The following is a 14,069-nucleotide window of genomic DNA, read 5'->3' on the forward strand; positions in this document are numbered from 1 at the left end:
GATTCAGCCGAAGCGGCCGTGCAGGAACCATCCGCCGGCCGCATCGTCGCGCAGGCGCTCGCGATAGATCCACAGCAGGCGGTGCAGCGAATCTTCGGCCACGAAGTAGTCGCGCTGCACCGAGCGATCCTCCCACCAGCCGCTTTCTATCCGCTCCGGACCGGCGAGCAGGCTCAGCGGACCGTCCCGGAAGGGGCGGCCGTTGCGCTCGCCGAGCGCCACCGGAGAATCGAGCAACCATAGCGGGCGTGGCAGCGCAGCAAAGCGCGCCGCGGGTTCATCGGCTCCGGCCGGTTTTTCCGTGGCGCCGGGCGTGCGGCGCATGCTCGCGTCCGGTTGTCGGCTTGTTTCGGGCCTTCGCCGGAGTCTCGTCAGGTCGACCTCGCAGGCCTGCCAGGCAGCCTCGGGGCGATGGTCGGACAGCGGCTGCAGGCGCTGGACCCGGTGCGGTCCCAGCCGGGCCTGCAGGCGCTCGATCAGCGGCGCCAGCGCCCCGGCCACGCTGGCCGGATCGGGGAACAATTGGCCGCTCTCGGCTGCGGCGGCGTCGATCTCGCTGCAGCGAAGCCTCAGCGCCGTGGCGGGAGCAGGCAGTTTCAACGCGGCCAGCCGCTCGCGCAGCAGCGGGCGCAGGCGATCGACGTGCCAGGCCGGCTCGGCGAGGCCCGGCGCCACGATGGTATCGGGCGAGCCCTCGTCGTGCGCGATGAGCAGCTCGAAGCGGCGGGCTGCCCTGCGCGAAGCCTGCAGCCAGTGACAGAGCCGCTCGAGCAGCCGTCCGGCGGCCCAGTCCAGCGCCAGCGCGGAATCGACCCTGGCCGGCAACTCCAGGCACACGTCGAAGGCAGGCGGCGGCGCATGGCGGGGGCGGGGATCCGGGAGCCGGCCCAGCGCACGGTCGAGCTCGTCGAGCAGCGCCTGGCCGAAACGACGGGCGAGGCCGGCCCGTGGCAGCGCGAGCAAGGTCGAGATCCGGCGCAGGCCGGCGGATTCCAGGGCATCGAGATGATCCTGCCTTGCCGCGAGCAGCCCGACCGGCAGCGGGCCCAGGCAAGCGGGCAGGGCGGCGGGCTCGGCGCAGCGGGCGCCATCGCGCCAGCGGGCCAGCAGCGAGGCGGCGCCGGGCGTGGGCGCGCAGGCGATCGAGGCCAGCCGGCCGTCGAGCTCCCGGCGGATCCGGTCTTCGAGCGCATCGAGACCGCCGAAGTAGCGCAGGCTGGGGCCGGTATCGAGCAGCAGCCCGGCGGGCGGCTCCAGGCTGACCACCGGAGTGAGGCACATGGCCCAGGTAGCCCATTGCGACAGGGCGTCGCGCTCGGACAGCGCCGACGCCTCGAACTGGATGGCATGCCAGAGCATGGCTGGATTCTCGTGACGCGGGCGAGCCGGCGCGCCGGTGCGCGAACCCGGTTCGATGAAACCGGGGACCCGCGGTTCAGTGGGTGCGGACCGGCTCGCGGCGCGAGGCTTCGTGGCGCGAGGGTTCGCGAGGGGCAGGGCTGCCGGCTTCATGCTGGGGGAGGCCATCGTTCGCATCCGCTTCGACGGCAGGCGAGGGGCGCAGGCGGATCGCGGTGGGCGGCCTGGGAAGGTCCACGGCGATCGGGCGCGCCAGCACCGGGCCTCGTCGCTTCAGGATCTGCACCGACAGCCGTTGCTGCGGACGCGGCAGCAGCAACAGGCGCAACGGCGCCGGCGACGCCTGGAACTGGGCAGGCAACTCGCGGAACAGGAAAACCGGGCCGCTGGCGCCGCGCGCGGCCGACTGCATTCTGCGCAGGTGCTCCGGGCGGCAGCGATCCTGGGGAATCCAGGCCAGCAGCGCGCCGAAGCTCGCGCTGCGCAGGGTCTGCTCGACCGCCCAGAGCCGGTCGGCGGCGTTGGGTGCCTGGATCACGATGAGGAACTCGGGATCGATGCCGAAATCGGCCAGCGCCGGGGCATAGGGAATCAGCGGCGGAGCCAGCAGGATCGTGACGCGCCGTTCGCGGCTGAGCTGGCGCAAGAGGGGAACCAGCAGCCTGAGCTCGCCGATGCCGGGTTCGCGAGCGATCAGTTCGGTGAGCATGCCGGCCGGCCAGCCGGCGCCGGGCAGTTCGGCGTCGAGCGCGCGGTAGCCGGTGGGCAGCGTGTCGACGCCCGCCTGCCCGAGCTGGCTGGCGCGCCAGACCGAGGCGGGCAGCAGCGCCCCTGCGGGGGGTTCGGTGGCCATGATCGGGGGCATGCCAGAGTGCGCAGGGCCTTTCTAGAGCCCCTTGCCGGCTCGCACCAGGCCCACGCCGATGCCCTCGATGGCGAGCGCCTCGTGGCGGGTATCGACGACGATGGGAGCGAAGTCGGGGTTCTCGGGCAGCAGCTCGACCACGTGGCCGCGCCGCTGCCAGCGCTTGACGGTGACGTCGTCGCCGACCCGGGCGACGACGATCTGGCCGTTGCGGGCCTCGGCGGTGCGACGCACCGCGAGCAGGTCGCCGTCGAGAATGCCGGCGTCCCGCATGCTCATGCCACGAACCTTGAGAAGGTAGTCGGGGCGCTCGGAAAAGAGCCCGGGGTCGAGCGCGTAGTTGGCCTCGATATGTTCCTGGGCGAGGATGGGGCTTCCGGCGGCGACCCGGCCGACCAGGGGCAGGCTGAAGGCGATCTGCACCGCTTGCGGCGCCTCGTTCCGTGCATCGGGCATCAGGCGCAGACGGATGCCGCGCGAGGTGCCCGAGGTGAGCTCGATGACGCCCTTGCGGGCAAGCGCCTTCAGATGTTCCTCGGCTGCGTTGGCGGAGCGGAAGCCGAGTTGCGCGGCGATCTCGGCCCGCGTGGGCGGAAAGCCGGTGTCGGCGATGTGCTGCCGGATCAGGGCGAGGATTTCCTGCTGTCTTGCGGTGAGCTCGCGCATCGGGGCGGATTCCGGAGGATTGTCGCAAACTGTATTTTCATACAGTAAGCCGCCGCTTTTCAAGCCCTCCGATATTTTTCCCGGCGCCGTCAGGAAACTCCTGTGCAGGCTCCGGCATTTGTGGCAAAGTCATCACGAGCCGTTCGAAAAGGGCGGCTCTGGAATTGCATTTCTCGGTCAGCTGGTTCCGGTGTTCCTCGAAATGCAATGTTCGAAACGGTTCGAGGATTCGTACACCCGATGGGAACCAAGATCTACGTGGGCAATCTGCCCTGGCGCGCCACCGATGCCCAGCTCTCCGAGCTCTTCGGAGCGCACGGCGAAGTCACCGACGCGCGCATCGTCACCGATCGTGAAACCGGCCGCTCGCGCGGCTTCGGATTCGTCACCATGACCTCGGCCGATGCCGCTCAGGCCGCGATCCGCGCGCTCAACGGCTATTCGCTCGAAGGCCGCAGTCTGGTGGTCAACGAGGCGCGCGAGCAAGGCGGTGGCGGCGGCTTCGGCGGCGGCGGTGGCGGTGGCCGTCGTCCCGGCGGTGGCGGCGGCTACGGTGGTGGTGGTGGTGGCGGCGGCGGCGGCGGCTACGGCGGTGGTGGTGGCGGTTACCGGGGTGGCGGCGGCGACCGCGGCGGTGGTGGCGGCTACGGTGGTGGCGGTGGCGGCGATCGCGGCGGCTACGGCGGCGGCGACCGCGAGGGCGGCCGCGGCGGCCCGCGCCGGGCACGGCAGTTCGGCCAGTAAGCCGCCTGGCCCGGTCCAGGTCTGATCGAGCATCAGGCCTGGCTCGGGCCCTGCCGGTCACGGCGGCCGGGCAATCCGGCCGCCCGGCGGATCACATCCCGGGGTAGTTCGGGCCTCCGCCTCCCTCCGGCACCACCCACACGATGTTCTGCGTGGGGTCCTTGATGTCGCAGGTCTTGCAGTGCACGCAGTTCTGCGCGTTGATCTGCAGGCGGTCGCTGCCGTCGTCTTCCTTCACGAACTCGTACACGCCGGCCGGGCAGTAGCGCTGCTCGGGGCCCGCGTACTTCGCGAGGTTGGTCTTCACCGGGACCGAGGCGTCCTTCAGCGTCAGGTGGATCGGCTGGTTCTCCTCGTGATTGGTGTTCGAGACGAACACCGAGGACAGCCGGTCGAAGCTCAGCTTGCCGTCGGGTTTCGGATACTCGATGGGCGCGCACTCGGCTGCCGGCTTCAGGTAGGCGTGGTCGGGCTTGCTCGTGTGCATGGTCCACGGCGCTTTGCCCTTGAAGACCACCTGGTCGATGCCGACCAGCAACGTGCCCAGCCACAGCCCCTTGCCCATGGCTGGCTTGAAGTTGCGCGCCCGGTAAAGCTCGTCGTGCAGCCACGAGGCCCGGAAGGCCTCCGGATAGGCGGTGAGGCGGTCGCTCGAGCGGCCCGCGCCGATCGCCTCGAAGGCGGCGTCGGCGGCCAGCATGCCGGTCTTGATCGCCGCGTGGCTGCCCTTGATCCGCGAGGCGTTCAGGAAGCCGGCATCGCAGCCGATCAGGCAGCCGCCGGGGAAGGTGAAGTCGGGCAGCGAATTGATGCCGCCGGCGGTGATCGCCCGCGCTCCGTAGGACAGGCGCTTGCCGCCCTCGAGGAAATGACGGATGGCCGGGTGTGTCTTGTAGCGCTGGAACTCCTCGAAGGGCGACAGCCAGGGGTTGCTGTAGTTCAGGCCGACCACGAAGCCGACGGCGACCTTGTTGTCGTCGAAGTGATAGAGAAAGGAGCCGCCGTAAGTGTCGCTCGACAGCGGCCAACCGGCGGTGTGGATCACCAGGCCGGGCTTGTGCTTGGCCGGGTCGATCTCCCAGAGCTCCTTCAGGCCGATGCCGTAGCTCTGCGGGTCGCGGCCGGCGTCGAGCGCGAACTTCGAGATCAGCTGCTTGCCAAGGTGGCCCCGCGCGCCTTCGGCGAAGAAGGTGTACTTCGCATGCAGCTCCATGCCGGGCTGGAAGGCGTCGGTGGGCTCGCCGTCGCGACCCACGCCCATGTTGCCGGTGGCCACGCCTTTCACCGAGCCGTCTTCGTTGTAGAGGATTTCCGAAGCCGCGAAACCCGGGTAGATCTCCACGCCCAGCGCCTCGGCCTGCTGGCCCAGCCAGCGCACCAGGTTGCCCAGGCTGATCACGTAGTTGCCGTGGTTCTGGAAGCAGGCCGGCAGCATCCAGTTGGGCACTTGCCGCGAGCCGGTCTCGGACAGGAAGAGAAAGCGGTCTTCGCTGACCTCGGTGTCGAGCGGCGCGCCCATCGATTTCCAGTCGGGCAGCAGCTCGTTCAGCGCGCGCGGATCCATGACCGCGCCCGACAGGATGTGGGCGCCGACCTCCGAGCCCTTCTCGAGCACGCAGACGCCGATCTCGCCGCCTTTCTCGGCGGCCAGCTGCTTGAGCCTGATCGCGGCGGCCAGGCCGGCGGGACCGCCGCCGACGATGACCACGTCGAATTCCATCGAGTCGCGCTGGACTTCCATGTTTTCTCCGGAGGATGCGATGAATGCTTTCGTCAATTTCCGATTGTCCGGGAAACCGGCGGGTGCGCGCAAACACGGCGAGTCCCCCGCGCGATTCGGATAACATCGGGCGCAACGAAATCCGGAAATCATCACGGCCGTGATCGACGCGGCCTGCAAGGGAGAGAAGACTGTGGCGACTTCATTCGATCTGACCGGCAAGACCGCGCTGGTCACCGGGGCCTCCAGCGGTCTGGGCGCGCGCTTCGCGAAGCTGCTCGCGGACAACGGCGCGCAGGTGGTGCTGGCCTCGCGCCGCGTCGAGCGGCTCAAGGAGCTGCGCGCCGAGATCGAGTCGGCAGGGGGCGACGCCCACGTGGTCGCGCTCGACGTGACCGACAATGCGGCGATCGAGGCGGCCGTCGCGCAGGCCGAGACCGACGCCGGCCCGATCGACATCCTGGTCAACAACTCGGGCGTGAGCACCACGCAGCGGCTGGTCGACGTCACCGCCGAGGACTACGACTTCGTCTTCGACACCAACACCCGGGGCGCCTTCTTCGTGGCGCAGGCGGTCGCCCGCCGGATGATCGGCCGCGCCAAGGAAGAACCGCAGCGCCCCGCGCGCATCATCAACGTGGCCTCGATGGCGGGGCTGCGCGTGCTGGCGCAGATCGGCGTGTACTGCATGAGCAAGGCGGCCGTCGTCCACATGACGAAGGCCATGGCGCTCGAGTGGGGGCGCTACAACATCAACGTCAACGCGGTCTGTCCCGGCTACATCGAGACCGAGATCAACGCCCATCACTGGCAGACCGAGGCCGGCCAGAAGCTGATCCGGATGCTGCCGCGGCGGCGCGTGGGCAAGCCCGAGGACCTCGACGGCGTCATGCTGATGCTGGCCTCGGACCAGTCGGATTTCATCAACGGCGCGGTGATCGCCGCCGACGACGGTTTCGCCCTGTAGGCCGATGAGCGAGACCGCGGTGCGGCTCGACGATCCTGCCGAAGCGGCGGCCTTTGCAGCCGCATTCGAGCTGTCGGCACCGCCGGCCGATTTCGTCGACGACCCGTATCCGTGTTACCGGGCCCTGCGCGAGCACGACCCGGTCCGCAGGCTGGCCGACGGCAGCCTCTTCCTCACGCGCTACGAGGATGTCTCGGCGATCTACCGGAGCCCGCACGCGAGTTCCGACAAGAAGCGCGAGTTCCGTCCCAAGTTCGGCGATTCGCCGCTGTACGCTCATCACACCACCAGCCTGGTGTTCAACGACCCGCCGCTGCACACGCGGGTGCGCAAGCTGATCCTGGGCGCGCTGAGCCAGCGGGCGGTGGCGCGGATGGAGGCGGGAGTCGAGGCGCTGGTCGACGGCCTGCTCGACGCGATGCAGGACAAGGGCAGCTTCGACCTGATCGACGACTTCGCGGCGCAGATTCCGGTCGAGGTGATCGGCAATCTCCTCGCGGTGCCGCGGGCCGACCGGGGCCCCTTGCGCGGCTGGTCGCTGGCCATCCTCGCGGCGCTCGAGCCCTTGCCGTCGGCCGGCATGCTCGATGCGGGCAACGCCGCGGTGCGCGAGTTCTCGGCCTATCTCGATGGCCTGATCGCCGATCGGCGGACGCGGCCGCTCGACCCCGAGGAAGACGTGCTGACTCGCCTGATCCAGGGCGAAGTCGATGGCGAGCGGCTGACCCACGCCGAGTTGGTGCAGAACTGCATCTTCCTGCTCAATGCCGGCCACGAGACCACGACCAACCTGATCGGCAACGGACTCGACTCGCTGCTCGCGCATCCCGGCGAGTTCCGACGGCTGGCCGGTGATCCCTCGCTGCTGAACACCGCGGTCGAGGAGATGCTTCGCTTCGAGAGTCCGCTCCAGTTCAACAACCGGTGCATGACCGCCGACTGCGAGATCGGCGGGCGGGCGGTCGTCGCAGGCACGCTGGTCACGCTGTGCCTGGGGGCAGCCAATCGCGATCCTTCGCAGTTCGCGGACCCCGAGCGCTTCGACGTCGGTCGCAAGCCGAACCGACACCTGGCCTTCGGGCACGGCGATCACGCCTGCGCGGGAATGAGCGTGGCGCGGATGGAAGGGCGGGTCGCGATCGGCCGGCTTGTCGCGCGTTTTCCGGGCCTGCAGCGCGACGGCGAGCCGCAGCGCGACCGGCGGCTTCGCTTCCGCGGCTATTCGCACCTGCCTGCTCGGGCGGGCTGAGGCCGCGCGCAGACGTCCGGCGCGCAAGCGCCGGCGCGTCCGACAGTTCCTGCCCGCCGGAGCGCTTCTCAGTCGTGGTTCGCGCCGGGACCGCCGAGCCGGCGCTTGATGCCTTCCCGGATGTGCCGGATGCCCAGTGCCACGATCAGCGCGATCGGCACCACCGACAGGCCCGCCGCGAGGTCCGCGTCGACCGGCCAGCCGGCAGCCTTGGCCGCCTTGGCGAGGTAGCCGACCAGGCCTACCGCGTAGTAGGTGATCGCGGCCACCGACAGGCCCTCGACCGTCTGCTGCAGGTTCAACTGCAGCCGGGCCCGGCGGTTCATTGCGGCGAGCAGCGCCTGGTTCTGGTGCTCGCGCTCGATGTCGACGCGGGTGCGCAACAGCGCGCTCGCCCGCCCGATCCGCTCGGCGGTGGCGTCGACGCGCCGGGCCACGCTCTCGCAGAAGGCCATCGCCGGCCCGAAGCGGCGCTCCAGGAAGCCGGTGGGCGTCTGCAGGCCGGGCAGCCGGCCATGGCGCAGGCCGGCGCCACGCTGCTGGACGAGGGCGTGGTAGGCGCGGGCAGCCGCGAATCGAAAGCCGGTCACGCCCGAGATCCGCTCGACGGTGGCGGCCAGCCGCGTGATCTCGCGCAGCAGCGCGGGCTCGTCGGCCGCCTGGGCGCTTTCCAGCCTGGCGACCAGCGCGCTCAGCGAGCGCTCGACCGCATCGAGCTCGGCGGCGGTCTTGCGTGCGATCGGAAAGGCCAGCATCGCCATCATCCGGTAGACCTCGATCTCGATCAGGCGCTGCACCTCGCGGCCCGTCAGCGTGCGGCTGGTGTTCCGGGTCAGCAGCAGGAAGCGGGTGAAGCCGTCCGGCCCCACCCTGAAGTCGGTGCAGGCGGTCGCGTCGCCGTCGGCCAGCGTGGCAGCGGTCAGCGAATCACGATCGAACAGGTCGGCGAAGCTCTCCCGCATGTCCGCCGGCAAAACCGCCACGTGCAGCCCGGCGATCTGCCGGCCGGGCAGCGCAGCGAGCCAGTCGCCGGGCAGCACCGACAGCGCGGGCGTGACGAAGGGGTTGGCGGCGCTGCAGTCATCGCGGTAGACGGTCAGGTCGTCGAACTCTCCGTGGCGCTCCCACTTGAGCCGGAAGCTGCCGAAGTCGCCGAAGAAATGGCGCACCCCGGGGGCCGGGCCCGGGCGCCCGAGGCGCTCGCAGAGCCTGACGACGGCCTCGAAAATGAGACCTGGCTGGCCCGGGTCGGCTGCCTGGCTCTCGGGGCCCAGCAAGGCGATGTGCGACACTGACTGCGGCGATTCGACTGCGTGCCGCGGCCGGGCGTGGATCTCGCTCTGAAGCGCGGATCGCTCCGGATGCGATCGCGGCAGTTGCGGCAGTTCCTGCGCGCCGTGGCCGGGATCGAGGCCTGAATCGCCCGGATGACTGGAAGCTTTCACGGAGATCGACCGAGGGTGGCTGGGAAGCGAATCGACGAAGAACGGAGACCGGTGTTCGAAATGGACATCCCGATCCGCTGGGGCGACATGGACGCCATGGGCCATGTCAATAATACGGTCTACTTCCGCTACCTGGAGCAACTGCGCATCAGCTGGTTCGATGCGCTGGGCATCGGCGGGCGCGACGACCCGCACGGGCCGGTCATCGTGAACGCCCATTGCAGCTTCATCCGCGAGTTGCGCTATCCGGGCACGGTTCGCGGTCGTATGCAGGTCGGCGAGATCGGGCGGAGCAGCTTCGAGACGATTGCGACGCTGTCGCGCACCGACGACCCGGACACTGTCTACGCCGAAGGGGGCGCCAAGGTCGTCTGGGTCGACCGGGCGATGCGCAAGTCGACGCCACTCCCCGACGTCATCCGCAAGGCGATCGTCGTGCCGGTGGGCTGAACGGGAAGGCCCTCGAAGCGCGGCTGCAGCCTCCGCCCGGCACGGGGAAACGCCTCATCGGGCCGGCAAGCGGGCTGCCGGCACGATCACATGACCTTCGACGGCAGCCAGGTCGCCAGTGCCGGGAAGATCATCACGAGGATCAGGCCGAAGATCATCACCAGCGTGTACGGGATCACCGAGCGGTAGATGTCGCCCATCGTGATGCCCTGCGGCACGATGCCCTTCAGATAGAACAGGTTGAAGCCGAAGGGCGGGGTCTGGTAGCCGATCTCCATGTTGATGATGAACATGATCCCGAACCAGATCGGGTCGAAGCCGAGCGCGGTGACCACCGGCAGGAAGACCGGCAGTGTGATGAGCATTATCCCTACCGGATCGAGCACCATGCCGAGCAGGAACAGCACGATCTGTATGAATATGATCGTGCCCCATTTGCCGCCTGGAATGTGCGCCATCAGGCCTTCGATGAACGACTGCGCGCCCATGCCCTGGTAGGCGGCGCTGAACGCGTGCGCGGCGAACAGGATCCAGATGATCATTCCGGTCAGCCGCAGCGTGCGCAGCAGCGACTCGCTGACCATGGGCCAGGCCAGCTGCCGATGCAGGGCGGCCGAAGCCAGCGACCCGAGCACACCGACCGCTGCGGCTTCGGTCGGCGTGGCCAGCCCGAAGAGGATCGAGCCGAGCACCATCGCGACGATGAGCATCGGCAGGATGACCGCGCGCAGCGCGCGCAACTTCTCGATCCAGTCGCCTCGCTCCTCGGGCGGCAGCGCGGGCCCGAGCTCTGGCTGGATCCGGCAGCGGAGGTAGATGTAGAGGCCGAGCAGCACTGCCAGCATGATGCCGGGAATGACGCCTGCAGCGAACAATTTGCCGACCGACACGCCGGTGATCAGCGAATAGAGGATCATCAGCACGCTCGGTGGGATGAGGATGCCGAGGCCGCCGCCGGCGCTTATGCAGCCGATCGCCAGGCGCTTGTCGTAGCCGCGCGCGAGCATCGCCGGCAGCGCGATCGTGCCCATCGTGACGACAGCCGCGCCGCTGATGCCGACCATCGCGGCGAAGATCGTGCAGATCGCCACGGTGCCGATCGCCAGGCCCCCGCGCACACCGCCCCACCACAGGTGCATCATCCGGTAGAGGTCCTGCGCGACGCCGGTCTTTTCGAGGATCATCGCCATCAGCACGAAAAGCGGGATCGCGACCAGCGTGAAGCTGTTCATGCTGCCCCACATCTGCGAGGCGACCATGTAGAACGACTCGATCCCCCAGGTGAAGTACAGGAAGACGATCGAGACGCCGCCGAGCACGAAGGCCAGCGGCAGGCCCAGCAGCAGGAAGACCAGCAAGGAGCCGAAGAAGAGCAGGGTCAGGGTTTCGATGCTCACGAATCGGCCCCCGGCTCAACCGTCTCGATGCCGAGATCGACCGGCGGCAGCCCCAGCGCGATGCGCAGATCCTGGACGAACTTGACCAGACCCTGCAGGAGCAGCAGTATCGCGCCGACGGGGATCGCCAGCTTCACCGGCCAGATCGGCGGGTTCCATGCCGATTGCGAGCGCTCCCAGAATTCGATCGATTCCCAGGCGAGCGAGCTGCCGAAGTAAACGAGCGCGCCGAGGAAGACGAAGAACAGCGAGGACGTGATCAGGTCGACGATCGCGCGCGTGCGTGGCGAGAAGCGCGAATACAGGATGTCGACGTTCACATGGCCGCCGCGCGCCATGATGTAGCCGCCGGCGAGCACCGCATAGACGCCGAACAGCATCTGCGTCAGCTCGCCGGTCCAGACCTTCGGAGCGCCGGCGATGTAGCGGAAGAAGACCTCGGCCAGCAGCAGCACGAACATCGCCAGAAGCAGCGGAGAGATCGCGCGGCCGATCCAGCCGTTCGCGCGCGTGACCGCGCGCATCAGCGCCCCGAGCATGGCCGATCAGTCCAGGTAGCCGAGCTCGGTCAGGAATTTCTTCAGCATATCGAGGGCCTTCCTGGCCTCGGGCCCGCGTTTGCCTTCCTCTTCCCATTGCTGGGCGGCCACCTTGGTCATGTGATCGAGCACCTCTTGCGGCAGCTGGTTGATCTGCACGCCGTGCTGCTTGATCGCCTTGGCCAGGGTTACCCGCTCCTGGAACTGGTACTCGTTCGTGCGCATCCAGAACTGCTCGTCGAGCTCATCGATCAGGCATTTGCGCAGCTCGGGCGGCAGCGCGTCGAGCGCCTTCTGGTTGACGATGAAGGCATCGGTGCCGGCGATGTTCAGGGCGGGGCGGACATGGTGCTTGGCGACTTCGTACAGTCCCATGCTGTTGGCGCCTTGCGCTGCGCCCCAATGCGCGCCGGTGACGACGCCGGTGGAAAGCGCCGGATAGAGCTCCGGACCGGGCAGATACGAGGCCGCGGCGCCGGTGGCGGTCAGGAAGCGCTGCAGCGCGCCCGAGGACCGGATCTTCTGCTTGCGCAGGTCGTCGAGCGACTGGATCGGGGTCTTCACGACCATCTCGGTCGGATAGACCTTGTCGGTCGAGTAGTAGACGCCTTGTTTTGCGACCTCGGCGCGGATCATGTCCTCGAAGCCGAGCTGCTTGTGAAAGTAGGCGGCTTCCCAGACGTTGCGGAAGGCGAAGGGCAGGCCGGAGGCGATGCCCGCCGTGGTGACGGTTTCCGGCAGGTAGGCCGGCGAGATCGTTCCCATCTGGATGACGCCACGGCGCACCGCCGGAAAGATCTCCTTGGCCGGGAACAGCGCACCGGCCTCGAAGGGTTCGAGCACCAGTCGCCCGTTCGTGCAGGCGGCCACGCGTTCCTTCAGGCGCATCAGGCTGTCCTTGTACGAGCTGCTCGCGCTCGGCCAGTGACTCTGCACGCGCCAGCTGATCTTCTCCTGGGCCTGGGCGGCAGGAGGAAGGGCGGTCGTGACAAGGGCGGCGGCGGCCAGGACGGCGGCGCGCAAGATGAAGCTGCGAGCGATTCGCATTGTTGTCTCCTCTCTATTGATTGTCATCGATCGGAGGTCAGGGCCCGCAGGCTTGTGCGGCGCACCCGATTCCCCGACCTGTCTTGCCAGACAGTAAGGGGGGTGCCGGGCGATGTCAATCGCCCGGCGGTGGCCTCTGGCGCGCTGCTTCGGCCGCGAAGGGCCGGCCGTCGGCCCCGAGCAGGGCGCCCGCCCGTCAGACGCCTGACACGTCGATCGGGCAGCCGGTCTTCTCGACGATGTCGTGCTTCGAAACGCCAGGCGCGAGCTCGACGAGCTTCAGCCCGTTCGGCGTGACCTCGATGACGCCGAGGTCGGTCACGATCGTGTCGACCACGCCGACGCCGGTCAGCGGCAGCGAGCATTCCTTCAGCAGCTTCTGCTCCTCGCTGCCGTCCTTCTTCTTGGCGGTGTGCTCCATCAGCACGATGACGCGGCCCACGCCGGCGACCAGGTCCATGGCGCCGCCCATGCCCTTGACCATCTTGCCGGGGATCATCCAGTTGGCCAGGTCGCCTTTCTGGCTGACCTGCATCGCGCCGAGGATGGCCAGGTTGATCTTGCCGCCGCGGATCATCGCGAAGGAATCGGCCGAGGAGAAGATCGACGAGCCGGCCAGCGTGGTCACGGTCTGCTTGCCGGCGTTGATCAGGTCGGGGTCGACCTCGTCCTCGGTGGGGAAGGGGCCGATGCCGAGCAATCCGTTCTCGGACTGCAGCCAGACTTCCATGTCGGCGGGCACGTGATTGGCCACCAGCGTCGGCAGGCCGATGCCGAGGTTCACGTAATAGCCGTTCTTCAGTTCACGGGCCGCGCGCGCGGCCATTTCGTCTCGGGTCCAGGCCATTCGTCTCTCCTCAGCGAGCGGGGCGGGTGGTGCGCTGCTCGATGCGCTTTTCCGGGGTCGGGTTGTGCACGATCCGGTGCACGTAGATGCCGGGCAGGTGGATCGCGTCGGGGTCGATCTCGCCGGTGGGCACGATGACCTCGACCTCGGCCACGGTGATCTTCCCGGCCATCGCCACGTTCGGGTTGAAGTTGCGGGCAGTACGGCGGAACACCAGGTTGCCCGCGCGATCGGCCATCCAGGCCTTGACCAGAGAGACGTCCGGCACCAGCGAGCGCTCCATCACGTACTTGCGGCCCTCGAACTCGCGGATCTCCTTGCCTTCGGCCACGATCGTGCCTACGCCGGTCTGGGTGAAGAAGGCCGGGATGCCCGCGCCGCCGGCGCGCAGCTTCTCGGCCAGCGTGCCCTGCGGCGTGAACTCGAGCTCCAGTTCGCCGGCCAGGTACTGGCGCTCGAACTCCTTGTTCTCGCCCACGTAGCTGGCGATCATCTTGCGAATCTGGCGCGTGGCCAGCAGTTGCCCCAGCCCGAAGCCGTCGACGCCTGCATTGTTCGAGATGCAGGTCAGGTTCTTCACGCCGGAGTCGCGCAAGGCGGCGATCAGCGCCTCGGGGATGCCGCACAGGCCGAAGCCGCCGACCGCGATCATCTGGCCATCGCGGACGATGTCCGCCAGCGCTTCGGCGGCGCTTGGGTAAACCTTGCTCATCGGATTCCTCGGTGGGTCGTCGGACGTTGCCGGATTATAAGGGCGGGTGAGTGGCTCCCTGT

General features: G+C 68.6%; 14 protein-coding genes. 4 read left to right on the forward strand and 10 right to left on the reverse strand.

Annotated features, from left to right (window positions below; genetic code table 11):
* Positions 1–3: 3 nt before the first annotated feature.
* The 3 genes from FHP08_RS17465 to lexA all read right to left on the reverse strand — a co-directional run bounded on the left by FHP08_RS17465 (position 4) and on the right by lexA (position 2,890).
* Complete coding sequence (locus tag FHP08_RS17465) at positions 4–1,359, reverse strand: Y-family DNA polymerase (protein ID WP_147705786.1); 1,356 nt, start codon at positions 1,357–1,359, stop codon at positions 4–6.
* Positions 1,360–1,435: 76 nt separating this feature from the next.
* The gene (gene imuA / locus FHP08_RS17470) at positions 1,436–2,212 is read right to left on the reverse strand and encodes a translesion DNA synthesis-associated protein ImuA (protein WP_222707930.1); all 777 of its coding nucleotides are present in this window, start codon (positions 2,210–2,212) and stop codon (positions 1,436–1,438) included.
* A 33-nt stretch (positions 2,213–2,245) separates the two neighbouring features.
* On the reverse strand, positions 2,246–2,890 hold the full coding sequence (gene lexA / locus FHP08_RS17475) for a transcriptional repressor LexA (RefSeq protein ID WP_147705788.1): 645 nt from the start codon (positions 2,888–2,890) through the stop codon (positions 2,246–2,248).
* Positions 2,891–3,130: 240 nt separating this feature from the next.
* On the opposite strand from lexA, the gene FHP08_RS17480 reads away from it, so the two are divergent.
* Complete coding sequence (locus FHP08_RS17480; protein ID WP_147705789.1) at positions 3,131–3,634, forward strand: RNA recognition motif domain-containing protein; 504 nt, start codon at positions 3,131–3,133, stop codon at positions 3,632–3,634.
* Between the two features lie 91 nt (positions 3,635–3,725).
* Here the strand turns inward: FHP08_RS17480 and FHP08_RS17485 are convergent, their stop codons facing one another.
* The gene (locus tag FHP08_RS17485; RefSeq protein ID WP_147705790.1) at positions 3,726–5,375 is read right to left on the reverse strand and encodes an electron transfer flavoprotein-ubiquinone oxidoreductase; all 1,650 of its coding nucleotides are present in this window, start codon (positions 5,373–5,375) and stop codon (positions 3,726–3,728) included.
* A gap of 172 nt (positions 5,376–5,547) precedes the next feature.
* Between FHP08_RS17485 and FHP08_RS17490 the strand changes: the two genes are divergently transcribed.
* Positions 5,548–6,321: an SDR family oxidoreductase gene (locus FHP08_RS17490; protein WP_147705791.1), complete on the forward strand. Its 774-nt coding sequence runs from the start codon at positions 5,548–5,550 to the stop codon at positions 6,319–6,321.
* A 4-nt stretch (positions 6,322–6,325) separates the two neighbouring features.
* Entirely contained in the window at positions 6,326–7,570 is a 1,245-nt protein-coding gene (locus FHP08_RS17495; protein WP_147705792.1) for a cytochrome P450, read from the forward strand.
* Between the two features lie 68 nt (positions 7,571–7,638).
* On the opposite strand, the gene FHP08_RS17500 is transcribed toward FHP08_RS17495, so the two are convergent.
* Positions 7,639–9,120: a DUF3422 family protein gene (locus FHP08_RS17500; RefSeq protein WP_147705793.1), complete on the reverse strand. Its 1,482-nt coding sequence runs from the start codon at positions 9,118–9,120 to the stop codon at positions 7,639–7,641.
* On the opposite strand from FHP08_RS17500, the gene FHP08_RS17505 reads away from it, so the two are divergent.
* A complete protein-coding gene (locus tag FHP08_RS17505; RefSeq protein ID WP_225879191.1) occupies positions 9,076–9,465 on the forward strand; it encodes an acyl-CoA thioesterase in 390 nt (129 codons plus the stop codon). The two genes, FHP08_RS17500 and FHP08_RS17505, sit on opposite strands and share 45 nt — an antisense overlap.
* Before the next feature lie 86 nt (positions 9,466–9,551).
* Here FHP08_RS17505 and FHP08_RS17510 read toward each other — a convergent pair whose 3' ends face one another.
* The 5 genes from FHP08_RS17510 to FHP08_RS17530 all read right to left on the reverse strand — a co-directional run bounded on the left by FHP08_RS17510 (position 9,552) and on the right by FHP08_RS17530 (position 14,007).
* Positions 9,552–10,862 carry a TRAP transporter large permease gene (locus FHP08_RS17510; protein WP_147705795.1) on the reverse strand — a complete coding sequence of 437 codons (1,311 nt, stop codon included), beginning with the start codon at positions 10,860–10,862 and terminating at the stop codon, positions 9,552–9,554.
* The gene (locus FHP08_RS17515) at positions 10,859–11,401 is read right to left on the reverse strand and encodes a TRAP transporter small permease subunit (protein WP_222707931.1); all 543 of its coding nucleotides are present in this window, start codon (positions 11,399–11,401) and stop codon (positions 10,859–10,861) included. Before FHP08_RS17515 ends, FHP08_RS17510 begins: the two co-directional genes overlap by 4 nt.
* Before the next feature lie 6 nt (positions 11,402–11,407).
* Positions 11,408–12,448, reverse strand: coding sequence for a TRAP transporter substrate-binding protein DctP (gene dctP, locus FHP08_RS17520; RefSeq protein WP_147705796.1), 1,041 nt, complete (start codon positions 12,446–12,448; stop codon positions 11,408–11,410).
* Between the two features lie 196 nt (positions 12,449–12,644).
* Positions 12,645–13,295, reverse strand: a complete 651-nt coding sequence (locus FHP08_RS17525; protein WP_147705797.1) for a CoA transferase subunit B — start codon at positions 13,293–13,295, stop codon at positions 12,645–12,647.
* Between the two features lie 10 nt (positions 13,296–13,305).
* A complete protein-coding gene (locus FHP08_RS17530; RefSeq protein WP_147705798.1) occupies positions 13,306–14,007 on the reverse strand; it encodes a CoA transferase subunit A in 702 nt (233 codons plus the stop codon).
* Positions 14,008–14,069: the final 62 nt, after the last annotated feature.

Source organism: Zeimonas arvi (genome assembly GCF_008039575.1).
GTDB classification, from domain to species: domain Bacteria; phylum Pseudomonadota; class Gammaproteobacteria; order Burkholderiales; family Burkholderiaceae_E; genus Zeimonas; species Zeimonas arvi.

Coding starts and splice junctions, on each gene's coding strand:
- FHP08_RS17465 (WP_147705786.1), bottom strand. CDS start 1,359: ATGCTCTGGCATGCCATCCAGTTCGAGGCGTCGGCGCTGTCCGAGCGC.
- imuA (WP_222707930.1), bottom strand. CDS start 2,212: ATGGCCACCGAACCCCCCGCAGGGGCGCTGCTGCCCGCCTCGGTCTGG.
- lexA (WP_147705788.1), bottom strand. CDS start 2,890: ATGCGCGAGCTCACCGCAAGACAGCAGGAAATCCTCGCCCTGATCCGG.
- FHP08_RS17480 (WP_147705789.1), top strand. CDS start 3,131: ATGGGAACCAAGATCTACGTGGGCAATCTGCCCTGGCGCGCCACCGAT.
- FHP08_RS17485 (WP_147705790.1), bottom strand. CDS start 5,375: ATGGAAGTCCAGCGCGACTCGATGGAATTCGACGTGGTCATCGTCGGC.
- FHP08_RS17495 (WP_147705792.1), top strand. CDS start 6,326: ATGAGCGAGACCGCGGTGCGGCTCGACGATCCTGCCGAAGCGGCGGCC.
- FHP08_RS17505 (WP_225879191.1), top strand. CDS start 9,076: ATGGACATCCCGATCCGCTGGGGCGACATGGACGCCATGGGCCATGTC.
- FHP08_RS17500 (WP_147705793.1), bottom strand. CDS start 9,120: ATGGCCCATGGCGTCCATGTCGCCCCAGCGGATCGGGATGTCCATTTC.
- FHP08_RS17515 (WP_222707931.1), bottom strand. CDS start 11,401: ATGCTCGGGGCGCTGATGCGCGCGGTCACGCGCGCGAACGGCTGGATC.
- dctP (WP_147705796.1), bottom strand. CDS start 12,448: ATGCGAATCGCTCGCAGCTTCATCTTGCGCGCCGCCGTCCTGGCCGCC.
- FHP08_RS17525 (WP_147705797.1), bottom strand. CDS start 13,295: ATGGCCTGGACCCGAGACGAAATGGCCGCGCGCGCGGCCCGTGAACTG.
- FHP08_RS17530 (WP_147705798.1), bottom strand. CDS start 14,007: ATGAGCAAGGTTTACCCAAGCGCCGCCGAAGCGCTGGCGGACATCGTC.